A 24,603-nucleotide genomic window follows, 5' to 3' on the forward strand; every position below is an offset into this window, starting at 1 on the left:
CCGCCGACACCGCTGTCGGTCCTCGGACGTCAGGAGCACCCCGTGAGCAACACGCTCGAGAGCTTTGGTTCACCGCCGGCCCCCAAGGTGTCGTCGGTCCGCCGCGTCATCGCGGCCAGCCTCGTCGGCACGTCACTGGAGTGGTACGACTTCTTCATCTACGGCACCGCCGCGGCGCTCGTGTTCAACAAGCTCTTCTTCCCCGACTTCGACCCGCTCGTCGGAACGCTCCTCGCGTTCGCAACGTTTGCGGTCGGCTTCATCTCCCGCCCCCTCGGCGGCATCATCTTCGGCCACTACGGCGACAAGCTCGGCCGCAAGAACGTCCTCGTCGTCACCCTCCTGCTCATGGGCCTGGCGACGTTCGCGATCGGCCTCCTCCCGACCTACGGCACCATCGGCGCCTGGGCACCGGCGCTCCTCGTCATCCTGCGCTTCCTGCAGGGCCTCGGCCTCGGCGGCGAGTGGGGCGGTGCCGTCCTCATGACCCTCGAGAGCGGCGACCCGAAGCGACGCGGGCTCAACGCCAGCTGGCCCCAGGTCGGTGTCCCCGTCGGGCTGCTCCTCGCCAACGGCATCCTCTCCCTCATGGGTGGCGCGACCTCGGAGTCGGCCTTCCTCTCGTGGGGTTGGCGGATCCCGTTCCTGCTCAGCGGTCTGCTCGTCATCGTCGGCCTCGTCATCCGGCTGACCATCGCGGAGAGCCCTCTCTTTGCCGAGACCGAGAAGGCGGGCGACAAGACGAAGATGCCCATCGTCGAGGTCTTCCGGCGCTACCCCAAGCAGGTCGCGCTCGCCATCGGCGCCCGCGTCGGGGTGGATGTCGCCTTCTACACGTTCGTCCTCTTCATCACGACCTACGTCACGACCTACCTCGACCTGCCCAAGAGCTATGCCCTCAACGCTGTGCTCATCGCGGCCGCGTGCCAGGTCGTCTTCATCCCCCTCTTCGGTCACCTGTCCGACGTCCACGGACGTCGACCGGTCTACCTCTTCGGCGCGATCGCCGCGGCCGTGTGGGTGTTCGTCTTCTTCAAGCTCCTCGACACCGGCAACCTGGCGCTCATCATCCTGGCTGCGGTCGTCGCGCTGTTCTTCCACGCCGCGATGTACGGACCCCAGGCCGCGTTCATCAGCGAGATGTTCCCGACGCGGGTGCGCTACACCGGGGCGTCGATGGGCTACCAGCTCGCCGGCATCGTCGGCGGCGCGCTGGCCCCGATCATCTCGACCTGGCTGCTCGACACCTACGACAGCTCGCTGGCCGTGTGCGCCTACGTCGTCGGGATGCTCGCCATCACCGTCATCTGCGTCCTCCTCGCGCCGGAGACCTCGAAGGCCGACCTCAACGACGACCCGGCAGAGCTGGCCGAGCCGACCCCGCCAGACGTGCCGACGGGCAAGGGGCGGCACGCTGCGAGGCACGCATGAGTGCAGTCGTCGACCTCAACAGCGACCTCGGCGAGGGCTTCGGACGGTGGACCCTCGGTGACGACGAGGCCATGCTCGGGCTCGTCACCAGCGCCAACGTCGCGTGCGGCTTCCACGCCGGTGACCCGAGCATCCTGCGCAGGGTCTGCGCGCAGGCGGCCGAGCGAGGCGTGGCCATCGGCGCCCAGGTCGGCTACCGCGACCTCGCCGGGTTCGGGCGACGGCACATCGACGTCGACCCGGCCGAGCTCGTCAACGAGGTCATCTATCAGCTCGGTGCCCTCGACGGCATCGCGCGCGTCGAGGGCAGTCGGGTCACCTACGTCAAACCGCACGGCGCGCTCTACAACGACGCGGCGAGCAACCCGGTGACGGCTGCTGCCGTGGCGGAGGCCATCGCTCTGTATGACGGCTCGCTCCCACTCGTGGGGCTGGCCGGCTCCGAGCTGCTCGTCGCCGCCGAGAACGCCGCGCTCGTCGGGGTGGCCGAGGCGTTCGCGGACCGGGCCTACACGGCGAAAGGGTTGCTCGTGTCGCGTCGCGAGGAAGGCGCGGTCCTGCACGATCCCGCCACCATCGCCGCGCGGTGCGTGCGCCTCGCGACCGAGGGCACCATCGAAGCCATTGACGGCTCGACCGTTTCGGTTGCGGCACAGTCGATCTGCGTTCACGGAGACACCGAGGGTGCCGTCGCGATCGCCATCGCGGTCCGGGAGGCGCTCGAGGGCTCCGGTGTCGCGATCCAACCCTTCACGTCACCCCTGTCATGAGGCGGATGCTGCCCGCGGGCCACAACGGCCTCCTCGTCGAGTGCGATGACCTCGCCGACGTCATGTCCCTGCACCGAGCCGTCGAGGCATCGCGCCCCACCGGCGTCATCGACCTCGTGCCGGCAGCACGCACCCTGCTGCTCACCTTCGACGACACCACCACTCGCAGCGACCTCACCGCAGCCGTCGCGAACGTCGGGACGGCCGAGGCGATCGCGCCCCTGGACCGGCCAGAGGTGGTCATTCCGGTGACCTACGACGGAGGTGACCTCGCAGAGGTCGCCGAGCTGACCGGCATACCCGTCGACGAAGTCGTTCGACGTCACCAGGCCGCGGACCACATCGTCGCCTTCACGGGCTTTGCCCCCGGGTTCGCCTACATCGCCGGCGGCGACTCGGCCCTGAACGTCCCTCGCCGGCCGACCCCTCGCACCCGGGTCCCCGCCGGATCGGTCTCTCTCGCAGGCGAATTCACCGGAATCTATCCTCGTGAGGGTCCTGGCGGATGGCAGCTCATCGGCCGCACGGATGCGGTCCTGTGGGACCTGCGACGCGAGACGCCGGCCCTGCTCACACCGGGCACCCGGGTGCGGTTCAGCGAGGTCGGCTCATGATCGAGGTGCTGCGCTCCGGACCCCTCACGACGATCCAGGACCTCGGGCGACCGGGCTACGCGCACCTGGGCGTGGGGCGCTCGGGCGCGGTTGACCGGCCCAGCCTGAGGCTCGCCAACCGCCTCGTCGGCAACCTCGAGGATGCCGCAGGTCTGGAGCTCACGTTTGGTGGACTCGCCCTGCGCGCAACGGAATCCATCACCGTCGCCCTCACGGGCGCGCCCTGCGAGGCGATGGCAGGCGGTCGCGGTCGGGACCTGTTCGCGCCGCTCGCCCTGGCCGCTGGGGACATCCTGGAGATCGGTATGCCGTCTCGCGGGGTCCGCACCTATCTCGCCGTCCGCGGCGGCATCGACTGCGAGCCAGTGCTCGGTTCACGATCCACGGACCTGCTCTCGCACCTCGGCCCCGACCGACTGCGTGACGGTGATGAGCTGTCCATCGGGCGCCCCAACGGCGACGCACCGGGCGTCGACGTGGCTCCTGTGCGCCGGCTGCCCGACGAGCCGGTGCTGCGGGTGGTGCCGGGCCCACGTGCCGACTGGTTCGCGCCCGACGCGTTGACCGTGCTCGGTCACACGCGCTACGAGGTGACGTCGTCGTCGGACCGCGTCGGGGTGCGGCTCGATGGTCCGCCCCTGGAGCGAGCCCGCACCGACGAGCTCCCCTCCGAGGGCATGGTCGAGGGCGCGGTGCAGGTGCCTCCCGACGGTCATCCGGTGATCTTCCTCGCCGACCACCCCGTGACGGGTGGCTATCCGGTCATCGCCGTCGTCCACCCGGAGGACGTCGCCGCGGCGGCCCAGCTGCGACCCGGTCAGCCGGTTCGCTTCGAGTGCGTTCGCCTGGGGTGAGGCGAAGGTCTGTCGCTGCGCCTATGTTGAGGCCATGACCTGCAACTTCGCCCCGCCCCAGGCTTCGGCGTGATGGGGCGACCTGGCGACGCGCAGACATCGACCACGTCCCGGCTCACGGGGCTGGCGCGGTCCTGTCACCCCGGTCCGTCCGCGGCGGTCACGGCGTTGTCGGTCGCGTTCGCGATCTCCGCGGGACTCACGACCGCCCGCATCGTTCTGGTGGCTCTGGCCGTGCTGGCCGGGCAGCTGTCGATCGGCTGGGCCAACGACCTCATCGACGTCGACCGGGACCGTGTCGTCGGACGGTTCGACAAGCCGCTGGCGCGCGGCGACGTGTCCCTCGAGACGGCCCGGGTGGCATGCGGTCTCGCGTTGCTGGCCACCGTCGCGCTCTCCCTCGCCTGCGGCCTCGTCGCGGGCCTGATCCACCTGGGTTGCGTGGCCGCTGGCTGGTCCTACAACCTCGGGGTCAAGGCGACCGTCCTCTCGTGGGCTCCGTATGCCGTGGCGTTCGCCGGGCTGCCGGTCTTCATCGCGCTCGCCGCTCCGGGCGCCGACGCACCAGCGTGGTGGGTGCCCACGGCGGGTGCCCTGCTCGGCGTGGGTGCCCACCTGCTCAACGTCCTGCCCGACCTGGCCGACGACGAGGCCACCGATGTCCGTGGCCTGGCCCACCGACTGGGTCACCGCTTCGCGTCGGTGCTCGCGGTGGTCTGCCTCGTGGCCGCGAGCGTGCTGCTCGCTGTCGGTGCGCGCGACGAGTCCCTGATGACGTCGGCCGTGGTGCTCGTCGTGGTCGCACTCCTCGCGGTCCTCGCCCTCCGCGGGCGCGGCAAGGTCCCCTTCCGTGCCGCCATCGGGATCGCCCTGGCCGACGTCATCCTCCTGGTGGTCTCCGGATGAGCGACTCGACGGCCGGGGTCTGGGATGTCGCGATCGTCGGTGCGGGTCCGGCCGGCGCCGCCGCGGCACTCGCCGCACTCTCTGAGCGGCCGACAGCGAGGGTGCTGCTCCTCGACCGCGACGACTTCCCCCGGGACAAGAGCTGCGGGGACGGCATCGCACCGCACGTCCTGGACGTGCTCGAGCCGTTGGGCGCCGCCGACGTCGTCGACGGGTGGGAGCCACTCCAGGAGCTGGAGCTCTCCCGCGGGGTCAACGTGGTCCGGGGGCGGATGGCCCGGCCCGTCCACGTCATTCCGCGTGAGGTCTTCGATGCCCGGCTCGTCGAGCGGGCTGTCGCCGCGGGCGCCTGCCTGGTGAGACATCGAGTTCGCAAGGTCCAGGTCGAGGGGGCGGTCGTCGTCCTCGATGGTGAGGTCAGGGCGCGCACGGTCATCGGCGCCGACGGAGCCCAGTCCGCGGTGCGTGCTGCGCTCTCCGCGCCGACCCGGGGTCGGGTGGCCCTGGCCATCCGCGGCTACGCCCCCACCCCGCCCGAACGCGCGGGCAGCCAGGTCATCCGCTATGGCCTGGGTCCTTCCCAGCCGTCCTACGCCTGGGCCTTCGACCGGGGCGACGGCCTGTCCAACGTCGGCTATGGCGAACTGGTCGGCGACGACCGGGCACTCACCCGGCAGCTGCTGCTGGACCGTCTCGAGGAGCTGCTGCCCGGCACCGTCGAGCACGGCACCCGTTGGCGCGCCCACCACCTGCCCCTGTCCGGTCGCGGGTGGAGGCGAGAGCAGCCCGACGGGCCCGTCCTCTTCGCGGGTGATGCCGCAGGCCTGATCAACCCCATGACGGGCGAGGGCATCTACTACGCGGTCGCCACCGGCGCGCTGGCCGGTGCCACTGCCGTGACCGCGACGTTCGGCAGTGGACGGGACAGCGCGGGCGCGCAGTACCGAGCCACGGTGCGCGCGCTCCTCAACCGTCACCTCCAGCACACCTGGGTCGCTGCCGGCCTGACCACGCGACCAGCCGTCGTCGACGCCGGCATCACGGGAGCCCGGCGGAACCATCGCACCTTCGACGACCTCGTCGAGCTCGGGCTGGGTGACGGCCGGCTCACCCCGCGCCTGGTCGCATCGCTCGCCACGTCCCTGGCACGCAACCAACTCATCCGAACCGGAGGTCGATGACGTGGAGATCCTCGCGGTCAGGGGCGCACTGGCGCCACACCGCTACACCCAGGCCGAGATCACGGACACTTTCGCCGGCGTCATCGCCCGCGGCGGCGTCGACGAGAAGGTGCTGCGTCGGCTCCACGGCAATGCCGGGGTGGAGCACCGCAACCTCGTGATCCCCATCGAGGACTACGCCGGGCTGGAGGACTTCGGTCAGGCCAACGACCTCTTCATCGAGCACGCCACTGCCCTCGGCGCCCAGGCCCTCGAGGACACGCTCAAGGCCGCCAACCTGACCCCCAGTGACGTCGACGAGCTGATCTGCGCCACGGTCACCGGCCTGGCGATCCCCTCGCTCGACGCCCGCATCGTCTCCGCGCTGGGTCTGCGCCCGGACGTGCGACGGGTGCCTCTGGTCGGGCTCGGCTGCGTCGCCGGCGCCGCCGGGGTGGCCCGCCTGCACGACTACCTCGGCGACCGGCCAGACCGGGTCGCGGCCCTCGTCACCGTCGAGCTCTGCTCCCTGACCGTGCAGCGCGACGACACCTCCGTGCCCAACCTCGTCGCGAGCGGGCTGTTCGGCGACGGGGCTGCCGCGGTGGTCGCCCGCGGCGGCACCGGACACGGTGGTCCCGTCGAGGTGCTCGACAGCCGCAGCCGGCTCTACCCCGACTCCGAACGGACCATGGGCTTCGACGTCAGCCACCGAGGACTGCGCATCGTGCTCGACGCCCAGGTGCCGACGATCGTCCGGCGATACATCCGTGACGACGTCGACGCGTTCCTGGCCGACCACGGTCTCAGTCGTGCCGACATCGGCTGGTGGGTCTGCCACCCGGGTGGCCCCAAGGTCATCGACGCCGTCATCGACGCGCTGGAGCTCACCGAACACGACCTCGCGCTGACCCGCGCATCCCTGGCGCGCATCGGGAACCTCTCGTCGGCGTCGGTCCTGCACGTCCTCGAGGACACGCTGCGCGAGCGGCCCCCAGAACCCGGCACCCACGGTGTGATGCTGGCGATGGGTCCGGGCTTCTGCTCCGAGATCGTCCTGCTGCGGGCCACCGACCCGGACCCGCAACCGTGATGGACGGCGCCGCGCTCACCGGTCTCACCGGCTTCGTCATCGTGGTCGCGCTGGTCGCCGTCGAGCGGCTGGCCGAGCTCGTGGTGTCCCAGCGCAACGCGTCCTGGAGCTTCGCCCGCGGCGGCATCGAGACCGGCCGGGAGCACTACCCGTTCATGGTCGTCCTCCACACCGGCTTCCTCGCCGCGATGCTGGTCGAGGCCTTCGTGCGCCGGCCCGAGGTCCCCGCTGCCCTGGCCTGGTCGATGCTCGCGCTCGTCGTCGCTTCCCAGGTGCTGCGCTGGTGGTGCATCACCGTCCTGGGGCAGCGGTGGAACACCCGGGTCATCGTCGTGCCGGGGCTCGCCCCTGTGCGTTCTGGCCCCTACCGCTTCCTCTCCCATCCCAACTACGTCGCCGTCGTGGTCGAGGGCGCCGCCCTGCCGCTCGTGCACGCGTCGTGGATCACGGCCGTCACGTTCACCGTCCTCAATGCCGCCCTGCTGAGGGAGCGGTTGCGCGTGGAGAACGCCGCACTGGCGGCGCTGCCGACGGCGAAGGTGCCGGACGATGCGTGATCTCATCGTGGCCGGTGGCGGACCGGTCGGGCTGTCCACTGCCCTGTATGCCGTCCGTGCCGGTCTCGATGTCGGCGTGCGTGAGCCTCGGGTCGGTGTCGTCGACAAGGCCTGCGGAGAAGGACTCATGCCGGGTGCCGTCGCGGCCCTGCGCGACCTCGACGTGGACCTCGACGGACACCCGATCACCGGCATCCGCTACGTCGACGGGACCCGGAGTGCCCAGGCACGGTTCCGGTACGGGCAGGGCCTCGGGGTCCGACGCACGGTCCTGCACGATGCCCTCACGCGCCGGGCCGAGGCCGTCGGCATCGTTCCCGAACAGCGCCCGGTGCGTGAGGTCCTCGAACGCGGCGACCACCTGCTCGTCGACGGCGAGCCGACCCGCTACCTCATCGCGGCTGACGGGCTGCACTCTCCGGTGCGGCGGCTGCTCGACCTCTCCGGCACGCCTTCGCGCCGCCGCCGCTACGGCCAGCGGGCCCACGTCGAGATGGAGCCGTGGACGTCCTGCGTCGAGGTGCACTGGTCCTCCATCGGCGAGGCCTACGTCACCCCGGTCGCCGCTCGCGAGGTGGGCATCGCCGTCCTCACCACCGAACGGCGGTCCTGGGACGACCTGCTCACGCACTTCCCGCTGCTCGTGGGTCGGCTCGAGGGCAGGCCGCACTCGCGCCCGCTCGGCGCCGGTCCGCTCCGCCAGCGCAGCCGCCAGCGCGTGCGGGGACGCGTGCTCCTGGTCGGCGACGCGTCGGGCTATGTCGACGCGCTCACCGGCGAGGGCATCGCCCTCGGGTTGGCGCAGGCAAAGGCCGCCGTCGAGGCCGTGGCCGGCAACCGACCCGCGGACTACGCCCGGGACTGGCGACGTCTCGGCTGGCGCCACGACCTGCTCACGCACGGCCTCGTCTCCGCAACCAGCCTCTCGCCGGTCCGTCACCGCATCGTCCACGCCGCTGCGGTCCTGCCCGGTGTCTTCGATGCCGCGGTCAACCAGCTCGCGAGGCCGGCGTGACCGCCGGGCGCGATGAGCTCGTGGTCCTGCTCGGCGACGACGGACGGCCGATCGGGACCGCCCCCAAGGCGACGGTGCACCACAGCGAGACGCCGCTGCACCTGGCCTTCTCGTGCTACGTGTTCGACCCCGCCGGTCGCTTCCTCCTCACCCGCCGGGCCCTGACCAAGAAGACGTGGCCGGGGGTGTGGACCAACAGCTGTTGTGGACATCCCGGCCCGGGCGAGCCGGTCGAGGAGGCCGTGCAGCGGCGGGTGAGGCAAGAACTCGGAACCGAGCTGACCGGCATACGCCTGGTTCTTCCCGACTTCCGCTACCGCGCCATCATGGACGACGGCACGGTCGAGAACGAACTCTGTCCGGTGTATGCCGCGACCTGTCCTGATCCCCGCGCGCTCGTCCTCGACCCGGCCGAGGTGGCCGAGGTGGAGTGGGTGGACTGGGCTGCCTTCCGCCGCGACGTCCTGGTCTCCGGCCGCGACGTGAGCCCGTGGTGCGGTCTGCAGGTGGCCGCCCTGGACGAGGATCCGCGCTCCACCGAGGACGGCGTGGCGTGAGCGCCGGTCAGCCCTTGCGCACCACGGAGTAGTCGATCGGCTTGCAGGTCCCACCGTTCGACTTCTCCGCCGAGCAGGCCGTGATGGCAACGTGCAGGTCCATCTCGGCCCGGACCGAGAACCGGTCACCCGCGACACTCTGCGGTGCGTCGATGTGGAGCTCGCCCGACTCGTCGGCCCAGACGTTCATGAAGGTGTTGAAGGTCGTGCCGATGCGGTCCGGGTCGACGCCGTGGGGAGCGAGCGCCTCGACGAGGTTCGCGAAGCAGCTCGGGTGCGGTGCCCCGCCGAAGTCGGGATAGAGGATGTCGAACGTCTGCTGGCTGCACGGCGTCAGCAGGAAGTCGTGGCTGCGGCAGGTGTCCTCGACGATCGTCAGCATCGGCCGGCTGCGGTTGCTCCACAAGCGTCGTCCCGTCGTGAACCTCACCGTGTTCTCGAAGTCGATCGAGCGCCCCGACGACAACACCTCGGCGACGTCGTCGGTGCTGACACAGAAGAGATCGCTCACCTGCACGCCCGTCGGGTCCACGACCGTGAGGACGTCGCCGGGGGCGAGGTGCACGTAGGCACCGGTCTGTGGGGCGATCCGGGTCGTGTCCACGGTGGGTGCTGAGCTCATGAGTTCTCCTGTCGGTGGCGAGCCAGCGGCGTCGCCGAGGCCTGCTCCAGAGGAGCCTGCCACTCCGCAGACACGGCCCGACCGGAGTACTGCCGTGCCTCCGAGATCACACCGTGGTCGGCAACCATGGGATTGACCGAACCCTGGAGGTGGAGGTCTCGTCCGCGGATGAGGTCACGCATCCGGTCGTAGCGTCCCGAGGCCTTCAGCTCCTCGAACTGCGAGTGGAGGTTGAAGACGAGCACGGGCCAGGGCGTCCGTCGGGCGTCGCGGGAGGCGTGCGGGTGCAGCCCGATGACGAAATAGGCGACGCCGCCGACGCTGAAGGAGAAGTCGACGTCCGCGGGATCGTCGGACACCTCCGAGTTCCACGGGGTGTCGTCGAAGTCGTGCAGGTGCTGCAGGGTGGTCCAGAGCCGGTCCTCGAAGGTGAACTCCGTGAGGGGCGGCTCACCCCCGAAGGCGGCGATGAGGGAGGTGAAGCCCTGGCTCGGATCCGCTTCCTCACCGAAGTCGCGCAAGGCCCGGTAGACGTCGAAACTGCTGCTCGCGCTGCCGAGACGCCCGGTCGTCACGACGTGCGCCCGTTCCCGGCTGAAGACGGCGCGGGCTCCGAGGCAGGGGTACTCGGGGTCGAGCACCCACGGCGCGAGCTGGGCCAGGACGTCGTCCTCGGTCGGGACGGTTGACGGGTTCTTCGTCTGCTTCATCACAGGGGCCTCCTAGGCTGATTGGCCTTCAGCCTCTCCGGATCCCCTGGGTCCCCGGTACCCCCTTTGGGGTGAGCCGGTGGGGTGGCCCCCGAACCTACGGTCAAGTCATGACCGCATACAGCACTGCCGTTCGAGCCCTCCACCTCGTGACCAACTCAGCCTGGTTCGGTGGCTCACTCATGGGGGCCGTGGGACTCAACCCCGCCTCCCACGAGGGCGACACCGCCAAGGAGCGCTCAGAAATCGCGGATGCAGGCTGGACGAAATGGGGTCCGGTCCAGGGAGCCGCCATCGGCGGGCACCTCCTCAGCGGCCTGGCGATCGTGGCTGACAACCGTCGACGAACTCTCACCCACCCGCCGACCACTGCCGCTGTGGTGCTCAAGACCACCCTGACGGGAGCCGCGCTCGCAGCCAGTGGAGCGGCATACCTGTATGGCGCGAAGCTCGGCGACGCGGCTGAGCAGGCCCAGCACGATGTCGGCGCACGACGCCGGGCGCAGGAGCTGTCGCAGCGCATGAGGTGGTTGCAGTGGGCCACCCCCATGACCACCGGAGCCCTGCTGGTGCTCGACGCCTACCTCGGAGAACAGCAGCGCGGTGTCGCCGGGCTGCTCGACCGCCCGACGTCCCTGCTGCACCGCACGTGAACCGCCGATTCGAGTTCGCCTTCGCGCCGGCCTACCGGCTCCCGGCCCTCATCCTCGGCATCCGCCCGCGCACGGCCCACGTGACCGTCACCGCTGACGAGTTGCGGGTGCGCTTCGGGCCGTGGCGTCTCGTCACTCCTCTCACCAACATCGCCACCACCGAGATCACCGGCAACTTCGGTTGGCTCAAGACGGCCGGGCCACCGCACCTGTCCTTCGCCGACCGAGGTGTCACGTTCGCGACAAATGGGGAGCGGGCGCTCTGCGTGCGGTTCCTCGAGCCGGTCGCCGGTATCGATCCCACCCGCACCATCAAGCACCCGGGAGCAACCCTCACTGTCGCGGACCCGGAATCGCTCCAGCGCGCACTGGCCTGAGCGCAGACCACTGCCAATGAAGGAACCCACATGAGCGACACCCACGTCGGCACGCATTCGGCCGAGCCCCAGACAGGTCGCTCCTCCGGACCCAGCTTCCTGCGATGGGCCGACCACGACCTCGTGGACGTGGCCCGCTCTGCCGGCCCGGACATCGACGCGGCCGTCACCCTTGCCCGCACCCTCGGCCCCACGAGCGAGACCCTCGGACGGTCCACGTGGACCTACCTGCAGACCTTGGGTTCCCTCGGAGCCGGAGATCTCACGGTTGCGCGGGTCCTGGAACCGCACCTGGACGCGCTCGCGATCCTCGACCAGGCAGCCCACCGAGATCGTGGAGTCGATGGCAGCTGGCCCAGCGCCACTGCGCCACGAGGGAGCACGTGGGGCGTGTATGCCGCCCACGCTCCCGGAGCGCATCTCGACGCCCATGCCGTCGGTGGCGAGTGGATGCTGTCCGGGGTCAAACCATGGTGTTCCCTCGCCGGCCGACTCACACACGCCCTCATCACCGCGCACATCGACCGGTCGCGCCGGCAGCTCTTCGCCGTGGACCTGGCGCACCCGGGAGTGCGAGTCAGCGACGACCCCTGGGTGTCGCGTGGCCTGGCCGCCGTGCGCAGCACAGCCCTCGAGCTCGACGCCGTCCCTGCCACACCCGTGGGTCCGCCCGGGTGGTACCTCGAGCGCCCCGGCTTCTCCTGGGGCGGCGTGGGAGTGGCCGCCGTCTGGTTCGGCGGCGCCTGTGCGCTGGCTCAGAGCGTCCTCGAGGCCGCGCGTCGTCGCGATCCGGACCAGCTCGCCCTGCTCCACGTCGGTCGCCTCGATCTGGCCCTGCAGGGCGCGGAGCTCGCCCTGCGTGCGGCCGCGGACCTCATCGACTCGGGTGAGGCGACCGGTGCCGTCGGTGAGCTGGTGGCTGCTCGCACCCGAGCCACCGTTGCCGGGGCGACCGAACTCGCCCTCGCGCAGACGGCGCGCGCCCTGGGACCGGGGCCGCTGACCAGCGACGAGGAGCACGCGCGACGTGTCGCCGACCTGACCGTCTACGTCCGGCAGCATCACGGCGAACGTGACGTGGCCCGGCTCGGATCCCTGCTGGTGGGGCGAACGCCATGAGTCCCAGAGCTGGCACCATCCATCACCCCGAGGGCGAGCCGCGGTGGGTGCGCGACGAGCGCTGGTCCGCCCTCGCGCGCCCGACCACGGCAGCCCTGCTCGCGGACTACGACCACTTGCTCGTCGTGGCGGCTCACCCGGACGACGAGTGCCTGGGCGCAGGAGCCTTCATCGCTGATGCTGCCTCCCTCGGCGTCGACGTCACCGTCCTGCTCCTCACCGACGGGGAGGGCTCGCACCCGCGGTCGCCCACGGTTCGGCCCGCACAGATGGCAGAGCTGCGCCGCGTCGAGGCAGACCGTGCGGCGGCAGTCCTCGCGCCGGTCGCGCGCATCGTGCATGCCGGCCTCGCCGACGGCGGGTTGTCGACCTCCCACAGCGACGTGGTCGTCGCGATCCAGGACCTCACCCGTCCGGGGACCCTCGTCATCGCGCCATGGACCGCTGACGGTCACCCCGACCATGAGGTTGCTGGTCGGGCCGCGGCGGAGGCGGTCGCCTCGACACCGCACGGTCACGACGGCCCGGTCGGCCTGGCCCACTACTTCGTCTGGCTCTGGCACTGGGGTGACCCGGATGACCTTCCGTGGGCGACCTCTGTCGTGGTGGATGCCACTCTCGAGGGCCTGTCCAGGAGCGAGCAGGCGCTGGGTGAGCACCGCAGCCAACGACTGCCTCTCTCCTCCGCCCCGGGGGACGAGCAGCTGCTCACCGCACCGGTGCTCGCGCCGTTCCGCCGGGGGTTCACGACTCTGACGCTCGCTGGCGCGGGCGGACGCGTCGACCCAGCGGCGGCCCGCGAGGCCGAGACGGATTCTCCGGTCGCCGACCAGGGCGGGACCGTGGGGGAGACCTTCGACGCGATGTTCGCCGACGGGGATGACCCATGGTCCAGCGAGAGCTGGTACGAACGGCGCAAGCGCGACGTCACCCTGGCCGCGCTGGGCCGCGAGCGCTACGACCGAGTGCTCGACATCGGCTGCTCGACGGGTGCGCTCACCACCGCACTCGCCGGCCGTTCCGGCGCGGTTGTGGCGGTGGACGCGAGCGCTCGCGCGCTGGACATCGCCCGATGTGGTCGGACCCACGGCATCTCCTGGGTCCAGGGTGTGGCACCCCACGTGCTCCGGGACATCGAGGGCACGTTCGACCTCGTCGTGCTCTCGGAGATCGCCTACTTCCTCACGCCGTTCGACCTGTGGCTGACCCTTGGGGCGGTCCTGGCCCGACTCTCGCCGGGTGGCGAGCTTCTGTTGGTGCACTGGCGCCACCCGACGAAGCACATCCCCTCCGACGGACCGACGGCTCACGCGCAGGTCCGGGCGGTCTGCGAGCGATGGGCGGCCGCGGCCCTTGTCGAGCCCGACCTTCTGCTCGACGTCTACGTGGTCGACTCCAACACGGTGACGACGTGATGGGCGCCGTGCACGTCGTCATCCCCGCTCGCGACGAGGAGCTGCTCCTCCCGCGCTGCCTCGAGAGTGTCGAACAGGCCCGTCGCGCGTTGCGAGCGGCCCGACCTGATCTGCTCGTCGACGTCACGGTCGTTCTCGACAGGTGTCGTGATCGCACGGCCCTGGTCGTGGATGCAGCCCGGGTGCATCGCCACACGGTCGACTTCGGGATGGTCGGTGCCACGCGGGACGCCGGAGTCCGCTGGGCGCTGGCATCGAGTGCCCGCAACGGGATCGCCCCCGAAGACCTCTGGATCGCCTGCACCGATGCTGACACGGTGGTGCCGCCACACTGGCTCACTCGCCAGCTGGAGCTGGCGCAGGACCACGACGCCGTCATCGGCACGGTGGAACCGTTCGGCCTCACGGACACGGCCGTGCTGGCGCGGTGGCGTGCGCGTCATCACCTCGTCGAGGGTCACCCGCACGTGCATGGGGCAAACCTGGGAGTGCGCGGCAGCACCTATCTCGAGGTTGGCGGATTCCTGCCCGTGGCACTGGACGAGGACGTCGACCTGGTGCGGCGGATCCGCTCCCACACGAGCCGGTGGGTCGCGACGGACGCTGTACGCGTGGCGTCCTCCGCGCGACGGGTCAGCCGGTGCCGCGGTGGTTTCGCGGATGCCATCCTCGCCCTCGAGGACGAGGTGGGCTGAGTGCGGATCGCCATGTTCGCGACCTCCCGACAACCGATCGTGGAGCCGTATGCCGGTGGGCAGGAGGCGCACACCGCGTCCCTCGTGCGCGGGTTGCGTGGGCTCGGGCACCACGTCCTTCTGTATGCCACCGAGGGGACCGACTCGTCGCTGGCAGACGAGCTCGTCCCCTATCCGCAGCTGCCGGCGCTCAGTGCGGTCGCCGCGCTCGATCACCAGCTCCCCGAGCCCGAGTTCCTCCACGACCACGCGGCGATGACGAGCGCGGTCGTCGACCTCCTGGCTCGATCCGACGTCGACATCGTGCACAACCAGAGCCTGCACTTCCTGCCGTTGGCCTTCAGCGCAGTGCTCCCCGCACCCTTGGTCACGACCCTGCACACGCCACCCTTCCCGTGGATGGAACTGGGGGTCGCGCTCGCAGGCGAGCACACGGCATACGCCTGCGTGTCGCGAGCGAACGCTCGGGACTGGACCACGCTCCCGTCGCCGCCACGGGTCATCCTCAACGGTGTCCGGGACGACGGTGTCGGCCCCGGCGTGGGCGGTCCCGACCTCGTGTGGATGGGACGACTCACCCCGGAGAAGGGCGCCGACCTCGCGATCCGGGTCGCTCGGCGCGTCGGTCGCTCGTTGCGTCTGGCCGGTCCCATCAGCGACCGCCCCTGGTTCGAGGACGTCATCGCACCAGAGCTCGACGACACCATCGAGTACGCCGGTCACCTGTCGCACGCGGATCTCGCTGCGCTGGTGCGGACCAGCGCTGTCGCTCTGGTCACGCCCCGTTGGGAGGAGCCCTTCGGCCTGGTCGCTGCCGAAGCTGCCATGTGGGGGACGCCGGTCGTCGCGCTGGCCCGGGGCGGCTTGGGCGAGGTGGTCTCTCCTGACATCGGGGTTCTCGTGGACGCCCGAGGTGACGAGGAGCAGCAGGTCGCCGGCCTTGCCGACGCCCTGGACGCCGCGTCCGCCCTGCGGCGCGTGGACGTTCGCCGGTGTGCACGTCGCGACCTCGGCGTCGAGCGCATGGTCGCGGACTACGTCGATCTGTATCGCAACTGTGTTCTCACAAGGGAGGAACGGCCATGAAGGTGGGTTGGTACGTGCATCACCACGGAGCCGGTCACCGCACCCGGGCGGCTGTCGTCGGTGCCGAGCTCGTGAACCGTGGCGCCGATGTCACTCTCCTCGGCTCCGACCTCGACCGACAAGGAGCGCACGACAGATCCCTGCACACCGTCCTCCTCGCCATGGACGCGCCGCTGGCAGAAGGAGCCACCGAGTCCGACTGCGACGTCACCGTGCGCGGGACCATGCACTGGGCGCCCCTGTGGCACAACGGCTTTCAGGAGCGCATGACGACGATCGCGCGGTGGATCCAGGTGGAGGAGCCAGATGTCTTCGTCGTTGACGTGTCGTGCGAGGTCGCGGTCCTGGTGCGTCTCCTGGGCGTCCCCGTGGTGATCGTGGCGCAGCCCGGCGACCGCCGCGACGGTGCGCACTCGGCCGCCCTGGATGCCGCATCGGCAGTGCTCGCTCCGTGGCCCTCCTGGGCAACGGACCAGCTCTGGCGGCGACCCGAGACGGCGAGTGCGGATCCAAGGATCCACTCCGTGGTGGCCGTCGGTGGGATCAGTGGTCGCGCGGACCACGGCCCTGCGCCCGACGGCGATCTCTCCTCCCCGGCATCGGGCCGGGAGCGCCCACGCGGCCTCATGCTCACCGGGTCCGAGGGATTCGATGACCCGGACCTTCCCGCGGTCATCGCCCGAGCGGTCCCCGAAGTCGACTGGACCGTTGCGGGAGCCGGCGTCTGGGTCCCTGACGTCCACAAGGAACTGGCCGACTCGGCGATCGTGGTGACCCACGCCGGTCAGAACGCGATCGCCGACGTCGCAGGTTCGCGGACCCCCGCAGTGGTGGTTCCCCAGAGGCGCCCCTTCGACGAGCAGGCGCACATGGGGAACCTGCTCGGCAGCTCCGGTATGGCTCACGTCGTCGGGGCGGACGACCTCGAGGGCGCCGACTGGCGAGAGCTCGTGCACCAGGCACGCGCCGCTGGGGGACAGGGCTGGGAGAAGTGGGGCTGCCACGGCGCCTCGGCACGAGCAGCGTCACTCATCGAGGTGGTGGCCGGTGGCTGACTCGACCACCGTGGTGACGATCGTTCATCGACGCCACGACCACCTGCGCCAACAGCGCCGTGGCCTCCGGACGTTCTCACCCGAGACGTCGCACATCGTGGTCGCGATGGACGACCCCGAGATCGACGACGTGGTTGGTGGCGAGGACGGCACGACCGTGCTCCATGTCGAGGCCGACCCGCTCGGTCTCCCGCTGTCGCGGGCTCGCAACGTCGGGGTCGAGGCGGCCCTCGCCCGCGGCGCCGAGCTCGTCATCCTGCTCGATGTCGACTGTGTGCCGGGGCCCCGACTCGTCGCTGGCTACGAGAAGGCATCGTCCTGGGCCCCGGGCACGCTCCTTGCGGGACCCGTCACCTATCTCGGTGAGGGTGTCGACGTCCCACTGGACCTGGCGCTGCTCGACCGTCTCCGAGCTCCCCACGAGGTGCGGCCGGACCCTCCCGTCGGGGCGATCGAACGAGGCGGCAACCACGATCTCTTCTGGTCACTGAGCTGTGCGATGACCCCGTCGACGTGGCGTCTGGTCGGCGGTTTCAGCGAGGAGTACGTCGGCTACGGCGCCGAGGACACCGACTACGGCTGGTCAGCACGCTCGCGCGGCGTCGACCTCGTGTGGGTGGGTGGTGCCGACGCCTTCCACCAGTTCCACCCCGTCTCGCGCCCGCCCATTGAGCACCTGACCGACATCGTGCGCAACGCGACGACCTTCCACCGACGATGGGGGCTCTGGCCCATGCGGGGATGGCTCGAGGAGTTCGCTCGTCAGGACCTCGTGAGGTTCGACGCGGACTCGCTCGTCCTCCTGCGACCTCCCGTCAACGCCAGGGTTCCAGGACCCTTGCGGCGAGACGTACTGTGAACGCCATGAGCGCAGCTCCACGTCTGACCGCAGTACCGTCCGGCCAGCCCCTCACCCTCGCCGTGGTCAACGACCACGAGCTCATCGTGCGTGGAGTGGCCGCCATGCTCGAGCCGTTCAAGGACGTCATCCAGGTGGTCGAGCTCGACCTCGACGTGCCGGTGACCCGACCGGTCGACATCGCGCTCTATGACACCTTCACCCGCGCGAACCTCGGTTCGGACGACCTGGACGACCTGTGCGAGAACCCGGGCATCGGCCGGGTCGTCCTCTATGCCTGGCAGCTCAACGAGGACCTCGTCGCGTCGGCCCTGCGCCGGGGCGTCCACGGCGCGCTGCCCAAGTCTCTCGATGGCGAAGCCCTCGTTGCGGCCCTCCTCGCGGTCCACGAGCAGGCGATCGAGGTCATCCCGTTCGTCGACGACCCGGACCTGGCAAGCAACTCGTGGCCGGGGCGCGAGTTCGGTCTGACACCTCGGGAGTCCGAGATCATCGCCCTCGTGACCGCTGGTCTCAGCAACTTGGAGATCGCCGAACGCACCTACCTCAGCATCAACTCGGTGAAGTCCTACATCCGTTCGGCCTACCGCACGATGGACGTGACGAGCCGGAGCAAGGCCGTCCTCTGGGGCATCGACCACGGGATGGCCACGTCGAGGATGCGGGTGCTCATGCCCAGCGCCCAGGCCGAGGGGCACCGGACTCCGCTGGCCCAGGTCCGAGAGACCCCGTAACCGTCACGGACGGGCACCACACAAGCACAACAATGTCCTGCGGAACGCGGCCCAGAGCACGCGTTCCGCAGGACATTGCCTTGCGCCGACGGGTCAGGCGGTGAGGTCTCGTTCCCAGTGACGTGGACCGGCAATCCGAGCGACGTATGCCGTGGTGTCCTTCGCGGTGTCGACTGCCAGACAGGCGTCGTCGAGCTTGCCGGTCAGGCCCGCGGCCGCGACGAGCGCGTCCGTGCCGGAGCCCAGGCCGATGACCTTGAAGTGGGCGAAGGCGTCGGTGAGGAAGTCCCGGGCGGGCGGCTCGTCGGCCAGGGCCTGCTCGCCCTCGACGCCCGCGAGGACCGCGACGGTGTCATAGAGCACGGAGGGTGCACCGGCGACCGCCTGCTTCGCCGCGAGCAGTGATCCGTCGGAGAGGGTGGCCCCGCCGACCTTGACCGCGATGACCTCGACCGTGCCACCGGCCTTCTCCACGGCTTTGGTGAGTCGCTTGACCGCGGTTGCCTTGGCGCCGTCGCCGACGAGGAGCCCGAGCTTGCGGCCCTGGAACGTCTCCTTCGCGTTGCCCAACAGGCTCAGTGCAGGCGATGGCTCCGTCTGCACGACCGGCGCGGCGGGCTTGGAAGCCGCGGGAAGCGGCATACCCAGCTTGTCGGCAATCCCCGACGCGAGCGCCTCGTCGACATTGCGCAGGTTGGCAACCATCCGCTCGCGGATCGCGGGTACCTCGCACTTGCCGAGCTCGAACGCGTAGGACGCGACGATGTGGTCCTGCTCGACCGGTGTCTGGCTGATCCAGAACTGGCGGGCCTGGCTGTAGTGGTCGGCGAAGGACGCGGCTCGGATGCGGCGGGTCTCGCCCGAGACCTCGGCGGCGAACGGCACCTGTCCCTCCGGGCCGGCTTCACGCGGACCGCGATCCGCTCCGGTGAACGAGTTCGGCTCGTAGGCCGCGCGCCCGGCCTGTGGAGACGTCTGCATGTGGCCGTCGCGCTGGAAGTGCGCCACCGGGCACTTCGGTGCGTTGACCGGGAGCTGGCTGAAGTTCGTGCTGCCGAGCCGCTTGAGCTGGGTGTCGAGGTAGGAGAAGTTGCGGCCCTGGAGCAGGGGGTCGTTGCTGAAGTCGATGCCCGGCGGGACGTTCTGGGTCATGAACGCGACCTGCTCGATCTCGGCAAAAACGTTGTCCACCAACCGGTTCAGCGTCATCTTGCCGATCGGGCGGACGGGGATGAGCTCCTCGGGGATGAGCTTGGTCGCGTCGAGGACATCGAACTCGAACGAGTCGGCAAACGCGTCGTCGAAGACCTGGACGCCGAGCTCCCACGCGGGGAGGTCACCGGCCGAGATGGCGTCGAAGAGATCACGCCGGTGGAAGTCGGGGTCGGCGCCGTTGATCTTCACGGCTTCGTTCCAGACGACCGACTGCATGCCGAGCACCGGCTTCCAGTGGAACTTCACGAACGAGCTCACCCCGGCCGCGTTGATGAAGCGGAAGGTGTGGACACCGAAGCCCTCCATCATCCGCAGTGACCGGGGGATCGCGCGATCCGACATCTGCCACAGCGTCATGTGGGTGGACTCGGGCATGAGGGAGGCGAAGTCCCAGAAGGTGTCGTGGGCCGACTGGGCCTGCGGGAAGCCGCGATCCGGCTCCTCCTTGACGGAGTGGACGAGGTCGGGGAACTTCACCGCGTCCTGGATGAAGAAGACGGGCATGTTGTTGCCGACGAGGTCCCAGTTGCCCTCGTCCGTGTAGAACTTCGTCGCGAACCCACGGACATCACGGGCCAGGTCGGGTGAGCCCAGGTTGCCGGCCACGGTGGAGAAGCGGACGAAGGTCTCGGTCTTCTTGCCCTTGGTGGCGAAGATGCTCGCCCGGGTGATGTCGGCGAGGGACTCGTAGGCCTCGAAGACGCCGTGCGCGCCGTAGCCGCGGGCGTGGACCACGCGCTCCGGAATGCGCTCGTGGTCGAAGTGGAAGATCTTCTCGCGGAAGGCATGGTCGGCCATGAGGGTGGGGCCGCGATCGCCCGCGCGCAGCGAGTTGTTGTCGTCCTCGACGGGGGCGCCCTGTGCGGTCGTCATCGGCGGGCTGTCACCGCCCGCGCGCTGGTGCAGCTCGCCGCCGTTGCCGATCTCGTCGCGGGGGCTGGCCGAGGTGGCGGTCTTCTTGGTCTTGGCTCGGGCAGCGGGCTTCTTGGTCGCCATGGTGTGGGTGCGCCTCTCGCGGGTGGGTGCTCGGGAACAACCGCTCCGCGAGTCTGCGTACGTCCCTCGACACTAGGTCGAGCTGCGGCAGCGCACCACCTCCCTTGGGGTGTAGCAGGTGGTGCCCCTGTCGGTGCGGTGCACCATGCTGGAGTCATGGCGATCCGGAGCGGAACGAGGGTGACGAGAGCGGACGGGGGCTGAGAGTGGCCGAAGGGCATGCCGTCCACGGGATCGCACAGAGGCTGCAACAGTTCGTCGAACAGCCGGTGCGCTCCAGCTCGCCCAACGGCGAGTTCGACGCCACCGTCTTCGACGGGCGCGTGTTCGCGGACGCTCAGGCGGTCGGCAAACACCTGCTCGTCACCGCCCATGACGTCGGGCTCACGGCCCACCTCCACCTCGCGATGGACGGTGCCTTCTCGGTGCGACGGCATCACCGTGCCCTTCACGGGGACTTCCCCCGCACCGAGCCGCCCGTGCACGGCAATGTCGCGTGGCGACTGCTCTCCGCGACCCACCACGGCGAGCTCACCGACCCTGCCGTCTGCGAGCTCCTCGACGAGGACGGCGTGCTCGCCCTGCGCGCCCGGCTCGGCCCCGACCCGCTGCGTGACGATGCGGAGCCCGATGTTGCTCGCCGGCGGATCCAGAACTCCCGCAGGCCGATCGGCGCGCTCATCATCGACCAGAAGGTCATCGCCGGCATCGGTAACGTCTATCGTGCCGAGATCCTCCACCGCGCGAGGCTCGACCCCTTCACTCCCGGCCGCGAGATCGACGACGAGACCTTCGGCGCCCTGTGGCAGGACACCGTCGACCTCATGATCCTGGGGCTCGGCGCAGGCTGGATCGTCACCGACGAGGCCCAGATGGCCGCGGCCCGCGAGGCACTCGTGCGCGGGGAGCGCGTGCCGCGCTGGCCCAAGAGGTATGCCGTCTACGGCCGCGCCGGCACACCGTGCTCCGTGTGTGGGACCACCGTTCGAGCCCAGCGGGTCGGCCTGCAACGGCTCTTCTGGTGCCCGGGGTGCCAGGCAGCCGGGCCCACGTCCACCGGGGCCACGTCCGCCGACCCCGCGACCGTCGGCGAGGGCTGATGGAGGCACTCGAGCTGCTCCTCGACAACGGGATGAGCCAAGCCGTGCGTCTCGAGTGGGAGGCCCTGCGCGCGGCTGGCCTGCCCAGCCAGGCCAACCACCGGGGCGAAACCAACGCCCCTCACATCACCCTGCTCGCCACTGACGTCCTGCAGGCCACCGACGGCGAGCTGACCTCCGGGCTGTCCGGTCTGCTGCCCGTCGGCATCCGGCTCGGCCCGGTCGTCACCTTCCCGGGGCGTCGGCTCGTCCTGGCCCGACTCGTCGTCGTGAGCGCCGACCTGCTCGCGTTCCACGCCGTGGCGGTGCGCGCCAGTGACGCGGAGCCGACCCCGTTCACCCGGCCCGGTGCGTGGACTCCCCACGTGACGTTGGCACGCGGTCTGTCGGCGGAGGAAGCAGGTCGGGCACTGTCCCTGTTCGGGCCCGAAGCCGTCGACGGTTCTGCCGTGATCCTGCGTCGGTGGAACTCGGTGACACGGCAGGTGAGCCACGTCGTGGGGTGAGCACCCGGCATACTCGGCGGCATTCCCGCAGGTCAGCGGTCTGTGCGTGGCCTAGGGTGGTGGGACGCCTACCTGGAGGAGGACCTCGTGGTCCACATCGTCCGAGAGTTCGAGGTGCCCTGTCCGCAGGACGCCGCCGTCGCCTACCTGGCCGACTTCGCCCACGCCGTCGAGTGGGATCCAGGGACGGTTTCGTGCGTCCGCAACGGTGACCCCTCGGAGCCTGCCCTGCCGGGTGCGACGTGGACGAACACGAGCAAGGTGCTCGGCCGTGAGACCGAGCTGCAGTACACCTTGGTGACGCTCCAGCCGGATCACGTCGTCCTCGAAGGCAGCAACAACACTGCCGACTCGACCGACGACATCCGCGTCACCTCCCTCGATGGGGGCCGCAGCCGGATCCGCTACGAGGCGACCATCACCTTCAAGGCTGTGGCCCGGCTGGCCGACCCGCTCATGGGTCTCGTCTTCCGCAAGATCGCCGACGACACAGTGCGCGACATGACGGCCGCGCTCACGCGCGTCGGCCATTGACCACCGGGTCCGACGCGTCGATCGCAGCGCAGGCCGCCATGCTGGGCGCCGAGGACTTCGTGCTCCTCACGACGTTCCGGCGCAACGGTGAGGGCGTGCCGACCGCGGTATGGGTCTCCCCGCTCGCCGATCAGGCGCGGGTCGGCTTCTACACGACGATGGGGACCGGCAAGACCAAGAGGCTGCGACACACCCCTCGCGTGACCGTGCAGCCGTGCAGCCGGACCGGCACCCCGACTCCGGGGACGGAGCCGGTGGAGGCGACGGCGCAGATGGTGCAGTCCGGGCGGGACTTCGACGAGGTCCAGGCCGCCATCCGCGCGAAGTACGGCTGGCAGTGCACCCTCTTCGCCGTCATCGGGGGCCTGGCCGTCCGACGCAAGGGCCTGACCTACCGCGACACCGTCGTGCTCATCACCCCCGCTCCCCACAACTCCGAGAGAGAAGAGGCCCACGATGGCTGACCACGATCCCAGGGACCTGACCGCCGAGATCATGAAGGAGACCCGGATCGCGACGCTGACCTACGTCGACGACGCCGGCCGCCTCGTGTCGACCCCGATGGGGACGCAGGACTTCGAGGACCCGAGCACGGTGTGGTTCATCACCGAGCTCGACACGGACAAGGTGGCAGCCATTCGACAGCGGCCCAACGTCAACGTCGCCTACGCCAGTGACAAGGGCTGGGTCTCGCTGGCCGGGACTGCGGTCGTGAGTGAGGACCGGGCCAAGCTCGAGGAGCTCTGGGATCCGTCGGTGTCAGCGTTCATGAAGGGCGATGCCCAGGACCCCAACAACGGGCTCCTCGAAGTCACGGCCGACACCGCCGAGTTCTGGGAGTCACCCGGCAAGGCTGCGTTCCTCGTCCAGCTCGTCAAGGGGGTCCTCACGGACAACAAGGCGGCCGACGAGGACGACGACAGCAGCGGAGTCGTCCAGCTCTGAGCGCCTCGCCCTAGGCCAGGACCCGGCGGTAGTGCTCCACGAAGGCCGGGTAGTAGTCGTCGAAGTCGATGAGGCCGAGGTCCTCGCCGTTCTCGGCGGCGACCATGCGGTCGAGGTAGTAGTCCCATCCCGGTCCGACGCTCTCCGCGAGGACGCTGTCACCCACCTCCTGCGCGAACGTCAGCGTCGTCACCCCGTCGGCTTCGGCCAGGTCGATCTCCCAGCGCCACTCGAGTGCGTGGTCGTCCGGTCGCGCCGAGCGCATCACGACGCGTCGGGGCGCGTCGCACTCGTCGATGTGGATTGTCTCGGCGGGAGCGTCCGCGGCTTCCGCGGTCATGTAGAACGTCACGGCGCCGGTCGTCGGGTCGCCGTTCCAGTGACCGATCCAGCGCACGAGCCGGTCGGATTCCGTCACCGCCGCCCAGACATCCGCGATGGGTGCGCGGAAGGTGCGTTCGAAGACGAGGTATGCCGTCCCCTCCCGTTCCTGCACTCGGCCGGTCGCCTTGGGGGTGGGTGTCGTCGTCATGCCGTCTCCTCGGTCTGTGGCTGCGTGCTGCTGGTCTGCGGTGTGGCTGTCTGAGTCGGGGCGGGCTTGCTGGTGCGTTCGCGGACGGTCCGGCGGACCTCGAGGTCGAGACCGTCGAGCACGGACTCGGCGAAGCGGGGCGTGGGCGGGACGGCGGACAGGGTGGCCAGGAGCTCGGCCACGGGAGCGAGTCCGCCGCGCTCGAGTCGGTAGTGACGCTCGCGCCCGATGTCGTCAGCCGCCACGAGCCCGGCCTCACCGAGCACGCGCAGGTGGCGACTGATGGCCGGCCGGCTGATGGAGTGCTCGCCCGCCAGGTCGACGACCCGGGCCGGGCCGTTGGCCAGCCGGCGCACGAGGTCCCGGCGAACCGGGTCCGAGAGTGCGGCGAAAGCGTCCATGGTTATTGGTAACGCCTCAGTTACCAATAAGTCAAGGAAAGAAAGTTGGGAACGTGTGTCGAAAACGGTGGGGGCCGTCCGGCATACAGGTC

At 70.2% G+C, this 24,603-nt stretch carries 29 protein-coding genes; 24 read left to right on the forward strand and 5 right to left on the reverse strand.

Annotated features, from left to right (window positions below):
* Window positions 1–42 precede the first annotated feature (42 nt).
* From JNB_RS13890 to idi, 10 genes are all read left to right on the forward strand, one after another.
* Entirely contained in the window at window positions 43–1,431 is a 1,389-nt protein-coding gene (locus JNB_RS13890; protein ID WP_009777125.1) for an MFS transporter, read from the forward strand.
* Window positions 1,428–2,201 (forward strand): LamB/YcsF family protein, encoded by a 774-nt coding sequence (locus tag JNB_RS13895; protein WP_009777126.1) that lies wholly within the window; start codon window positions 1,428–1,430, stop codon window positions 2,199–2,201. Before JNB_RS13890 ends, JNB_RS13895 begins: the two co-directional genes overlap by 4 nt.
* Window positions 2,198–2,815 carry an allophanate hydrolase subunit 1 gene (locus JNB_RS13900; protein ID WP_040883832.1) on the forward strand — a complete coding sequence of 206 codons (618 nt, stop codon included), beginning with the start codon at window positions 2,198–2,200 and terminating at the stop codon, window positions 2,813–2,815. Before JNB_RS13895 ends, JNB_RS13900 begins: the two co-directional genes overlap by 4 nt.
* Window positions 2,812–3,669 (forward strand): biotin-dependent carboxyltransferase family protein, encoded by an 858-nt coding sequence (locus JNB_RS13905; RefSeq protein WP_009777128.1) that lies wholly within the window; start codon window positions 2,812–2,814, stop codon window positions 3,667–3,669. The genes JNB_RS13900 and JNB_RS13905 overlap by 4 nt, the downstream gene beginning before the upstream one ends.
* A 72-nt stretch (window positions 3,670–3,741) precedes the next feature.
* Window positions 3,742–4,575: a UbiA family prenyltransferase gene (locus tag JNB_RS13910; protein WP_009777129.1), complete on the forward strand. Its 834-nt coding sequence runs from the start codon at window positions 3,742–3,744 to the stop codon at window positions 4,573–4,575.
* Window positions 4,572–5,756 (forward strand): NAD(P)/FAD-dependent oxidoreductase, encoded by a 1,185-nt coding sequence (locus tag JNB_RS13915; RefSeq protein WP_009777130.1) that lies wholly within the window; start codon window positions 4,572–4,574, stop codon window positions 5,754–5,756. The genes JNB_RS13910 and JNB_RS13915 overlap by 4 nt, the downstream gene beginning before the upstream one ends.
* Before the next feature lies 1 nt (window position 5,757).
* A complete protein-coding gene (locus JNB_RS13920) occupies window positions 5,758–6,828 on the forward strand; it encodes a type III polyketide synthase (RefSeq protein ID WP_009777131.1) in 1,071 nt (356 codons plus the stop codon).
* Entirely contained in the window at window positions 6,828–7,385 is a 558-nt protein-coding gene (locus tag JNB_RS13925; RefSeq protein ID WP_009777132.1) for an isoprenylcysteine carboxyl methyltransferase family protein, read from the forward strand. The genes JNB_RS13920 and JNB_RS13925 overlap by 1 nt, the downstream gene beginning before the upstream one ends.
* Window positions 7,378–8,400 carry an NAD(P)/FAD-dependent oxidoreductase gene (locus tag JNB_RS13930; protein WP_009777133.1) on the forward strand — a complete coding sequence of 341 codons (1,023 nt, stop codon included), beginning with the start codon at window positions 7,378–7,380 and terminating at the stop codon, window positions 8,398–8,400. Before JNB_RS13925 ends, JNB_RS13930 begins: the two co-directional genes overlap by 8 nt.
* Window positions 8,397–8,957, forward strand: a complete 561-nt coding sequence (gene idi, locus JNB_RS13935) for an isopentenyl-diphosphate Delta-isomerase (RefSeq protein WP_009777134.1) — start codon at window positions 8,397–8,399, stop codon at window positions 8,955–8,957. Before JNB_RS13930 ends, idi begins: the two co-directional genes overlap by 4 nt.
* Before the next feature lie 7 nt (window positions 8,958–8,964).
* Here the strand turns inward: idi and JNB_RS13940 are convergent, their stop codons facing one another.
* Window positions 8,965–9,579: a DUF1989 domain-containing protein gene (locus JNB_RS13940; RefSeq protein WP_009777135.1), complete on the reverse strand. Its 615-nt coding sequence runs from the start codon at window positions 9,577–9,579 to the stop codon at window positions 8,965–8,967.
* Entirely contained in the window at window positions 9,576–10,289 is a 714-nt protein-coding gene (gene gntA / locus JNB_RS13945; protein ID WP_009777136.1) for a guanitoxin biosynthesis heme-dependent pre-guanitoxin N-hydroxylase GntA, read from the reverse strand. Before gntA ends, JNB_RS13940 begins: the two co-directional genes overlap by 4 nt.
* A 110-nt stretch (window positions 10,290–10,399) precedes the next feature.
* Between gntA and JNB_RS13950 the strand changes: the two genes are divergently transcribed.
* The 9 genes from JNB_RS13950 to JNB_RS13990 are packed head-to-tail and all read left to right on the forward strand — an operon-like array spanning window position 10,400 to window position 18,282.
* Complete coding sequence (locus tag JNB_RS13950) at window positions 10,400–10,942, forward strand: hypothetical protein (RefSeq protein ID WP_009777137.1); 543 nt, start codon at window positions 10,400–10,402, stop codon at window positions 10,940–10,942.
* The gene (locus JNB_RS13955) at window positions 10,939–11,319 is read left to right on the forward strand and encodes a hypothetical protein (protein WP_009777138.1); all 381 of its coding nucleotides are present in this window, start codon (window positions 10,939–10,941) and stop codon (window positions 11,317–11,319) included. The genes JNB_RS13950 and JNB_RS13955 overlap by 4 nt, the downstream gene beginning before the upstream one ends.
* A gap of 30 nt (window positions 11,320–11,349) precedes the next feature.
* Window positions 11,350–12,438 carry a hypothetical protein gene (locus JNB_RS13960; RefSeq protein WP_009777139.1) on the forward strand — a complete coding sequence of 363 codons (1,089 nt, stop codon included), beginning with the start codon at window positions 11,350–11,352 and terminating at the stop codon, window positions 12,436–12,438.
* Window positions 12,435–13,853 carry a bifunctional PIG-L family deacetylase/class I SAM-dependent methyltransferase gene (locus tag JNB_RS13965; protein ID WP_009777140.1) on the forward strand — a complete coding sequence of 473 codons (1,419 nt, stop codon included), beginning with the start codon at window positions 12,435–12,437 and terminating at the stop codon, window positions 13,851–13,853. Before JNB_RS13960 ends, JNB_RS13965 begins: the two co-directional genes overlap by 4 nt.
* Complete coding sequence (locus JNB_RS13970; protein ID WP_009777141.1) at window positions 13,853–14,548, forward strand: glycosyltransferase family 2 protein; 696 nt, start codon at window positions 13,853–13,855, stop codon at window positions 14,546–14,548. Before JNB_RS13965 ends, JNB_RS13970 begins: the two co-directional genes overlap by 1 nt.
* Window positions 14,549–15,634 (forward strand): glycosyltransferase, encoded by a 1,086-nt coding sequence (locus JNB_RS13975; RefSeq protein WP_009777142.1) that lies wholly within the window; start codon window positions 14,549–14,551, stop codon window positions 15,632–15,634.
* A complete protein-coding gene (locus tag JNB_RS13980; protein ID WP_009777143.1) occupies window positions 15,631–16,689 on the forward strand; it encodes a glycosyltransferase in 1,059 nt (352 codons plus the stop codon). The genes JNB_RS13975 and JNB_RS13980 overlap by 4 nt, the downstream gene beginning before the upstream one ends.
* Window positions 16,682–17,548 (forward strand): glycosyltransferase family 2 protein, encoded by an 867-nt coding sequence (locus JNB_RS13985; RefSeq protein WP_009777144.1) that lies wholly within the window; start codon window positions 16,682–16,684, stop codon window positions 17,546–17,548. Before JNB_RS13980 ends, JNB_RS13985 begins: the two co-directional genes overlap by 8 nt.
* Before the next feature lie 5 nt (window positions 17,549–17,553).
* Window positions 17,554–18,282 carry a response regulator transcription factor gene (locus JNB_RS13990; RefSeq protein WP_148232441.1) on the forward strand — a complete coding sequence of 243 codons (729 nt, stop codon included), beginning with the start codon at window positions 17,554–17,556 and terminating at the stop codon, window positions 18,280–18,282.
* 93 nt (window positions 18,283–18,375) lie between these two features.
* Here the strand turns inward: JNB_RS13990 and JNB_RS13995 are convergent, their stop codons facing one another.
* A complete protein-coding gene (locus JNB_RS13995; RefSeq protein ID WP_009777146.1) occupies window positions 18,376–20,493 on the reverse strand; it encodes a catalase in 2,118 nt (705 codons plus the stop codon).
* A 206-nt stretch (window positions 20,494–20,699) separates the two neighbouring features.
* Between JNB_RS13995 and JNB_RS14000 the strand changes: the two genes are divergently transcribed.
* The 5 genes from JNB_RS14000 to JNB_RS14020 all read left to right on the forward strand — a co-directional run bounded on the left by JNB_RS14000 (window position 20,700) and on the right by JNB_RS14020 (window position 23,578).
* Entirely contained in the window at window positions 20,700–21,593 is an 894-nt protein-coding gene (locus tag JNB_RS14000) for an Fpg/Nei family DNA glycosylase (RefSeq protein ID WP_009777147.1), read from the forward strand.
* On the forward strand, window positions 21,593–22,099 hold the full coding sequence (locus JNB_RS14005; RefSeq protein ID WP_009777148.1) for a 2'-5' RNA ligase family protein: 507 nt from the start codon (window positions 21,593–21,595) through the stop codon (window positions 22,097–22,099). Before JNB_RS14000 ends, JNB_RS14005 begins: the two co-directional genes overlap by 1 nt.
* A gap of 87 nt (window positions 22,100–22,186) precedes the next feature.
* Window positions 22,187–22,633: an SRPBCC family protein gene (locus JNB_RS14010; RefSeq protein ID WP_040883834.1), complete on the forward strand. Its 447-nt coding sequence runs from the start codon at window positions 22,187–22,189 to the stop codon at window positions 22,631–22,633.
* Window positions 22,630–23,097: a PPOX class F420-dependent oxidoreductase gene (locus JNB_RS20610; protein WP_009777150.1), complete on the forward strand. Its 468-nt coding sequence runs from the start codon at window positions 22,630–22,632 to the stop codon at window positions 23,095–23,097. The genes JNB_RS14010 and JNB_RS20610 overlap by 4 nt, the downstream gene beginning before the upstream one ends.
* Complete coding sequence (locus JNB_RS14020; protein WP_009777151.1) at window positions 23,090–23,578, forward strand: pyridoxamine 5'-phosphate oxidase family protein; 489 nt, start codon at window positions 23,090–23,092, stop codon at window positions 23,576–23,578. Before JNB_RS20610 ends, JNB_RS14020 begins: the two co-directional genes overlap by 8 nt.
* 10 nt (window positions 23,579–23,588) lie before the next feature.
* Here JNB_RS14020 and JNB_RS14025 read toward each other — a convergent pair whose 3' ends face one another.
* Window positions 23,589–24,110, reverse strand: a complete 522-nt coding sequence (locus JNB_RS14025) for an SRPBCC family protein (RefSeq protein ID WP_009777152.1) — start codon at window positions 24,108–24,110, stop codon at window positions 23,589–23,591.
* Window positions 24,107–24,511: a helix-turn-helix transcriptional regulator gene (locus tag JNB_RS14030; protein ID WP_009777153.1), complete on the reverse strand. Its 405-nt coding sequence runs from the start codon at window positions 24,509–24,511 to the stop codon at window positions 24,107–24,109. The genes JNB_RS14025 and JNB_RS14030 overlap by 4 nt, the downstream gene beginning before the upstream one ends.
* Window positions 24,512–24,603 lie beyond the last annotated feature (92 nt).

Source organism: Janibacter sp. HTCC2649, from assembly GCF_000152705.1.
In the GTDB taxonomy this organism is placed as follows: Bacteria; Actinomycetota; Actinomycetes; order Actinomycetales; family Dermatophilaceae; genus Knoellia.

Coding starts and splice junctions, on each gene's coding strand:
- JNB_RS13930 (WP_009777133.1), top strand. CDS start 7,378: ATGCGTGATCTCATCGTGGCCGGTGGCGGACCGGTCGGGCTGTCCACT.
- JNB_RS13950 (WP_009777137.1), top strand. CDS start 10,400: ATGACCGCATACAGCACTGCCGTTCGAGCCCTCCACCTCGTGACCAAC.
- JNB_RS14005 (WP_009777148.1), top strand. CDS start 21,593: ATGGAGGCACTCGAGCTGCTCCTCGACAACGGGATGAGCCAAGCCGTG.
- JNB_RS13900 (WP_040883832.1), top strand. CDS start 2,198: ATGAGGCGGATGCTGCCCGCGGGCCACAACGGCCTCCTCGTCGAGTGC.
- gntA (WP_009777136.1), bottom strand. CDS start 10,289: ATGAAGCAGACGAAGAACCCGTCAACCGTCCCGACCGAGGACGACGTC.
- JNB_RS13990 (WP_148232441.1), top strand. CDS start 17,554: ATGAGCGCAGCTCCACGTCTGACCGCAGTACCGTCCGGCCAGCCCCTC.
- JNB_RS13915 (WP_009777130.1), top strand. CDS start 4,572: ATGAGCGACTCGACGGCCGGGGTCTGGGATGTCGCGATCGTCGGTGCG.
- JNB_RS13965 (WP_009777140.1), top strand. CDS start 12,435: ATGAGTCCCAGAGCTGGCACCATCCATCACCCCGAGGGCGAGCCGCGG.
- JNB_RS13925 (WP_009777132.1), top strand. CDS start 6,828: ATGGACGGCGCCGCGCTCACCGGTCTCACCGGCTTCGTCATCGTGGTC.
- JNB_RS14025 (WP_009777152.1), bottom strand. CDS start 24,110: ATGACGACGACACCCACCCCCAAGGCGACCGGCCGAGTGCAGGAACGG.
- JNB_RS13980 (WP_009777143.1), top strand. CDS start 15,631: ATGAAGGTGGGTTGGTACGTGCATCACCACGGAGCCGGTCACCGCACC.
- JNB_RS13940 (WP_009777135.1), bottom strand. CDS start 9,579: ATGAGCTCAGCACCCACCGTGGACACGACCCGGATCGCCCCACAGACC.
- JNB_RS13960 (WP_009777139.1), top strand. CDS start 11,350: ATGAGCGACACCCACGTCGGCACGCATTCGGCCGAGCCCCAGACAGGT.
- JNB_RS13995 (WP_009777146.1), bottom strand. CDS start 20,493: ATGGCGACCAAGAAGCCCGCTGCCCGAGCCAAGACCAAGAAGACCGCC.
- JNB_RS13970 (WP_009777141.1), top strand. CDS start 13,853: ATGGGCGCCGTGCACGTCGTCATCCCCGCTCGCGACGAGGAGCTGCTC.
- JNB_RS13905 (WP_009777128.1), top strand. CDS start 2,812: ATGATCGAGGTGCTGCGCTCCGGACCCCTCACGACGATCCAGGACCTC.
- JNB_RS13895 (WP_009777126.1), top strand. CDS start 1,428: ATGAGTGCAGTCGTCGACCTCAACAGCGACCTCGGCGAGGGCTTCGGA.
- JNB_RS14020 (WP_009777151.1), top strand. CDS start 23,090: ATGGCTGACCACGATCCCAGGGACCTGACCGCCGAGATCATGAAGGAG.
- JNB_RS14030 (WP_009777153.1), bottom strand. CDS start 24,511: ATGGACGCTTTCGCCGCACTCTCGGACCCGGTTCGCCGGGACCTCGTG.
- JNB_RS13910 (WP_009777129.1), top strand. CDS start 3,742: ATGGGGCGACCTGGCGACGCGCAGACATCGACCACGTCCCGGCTCACG.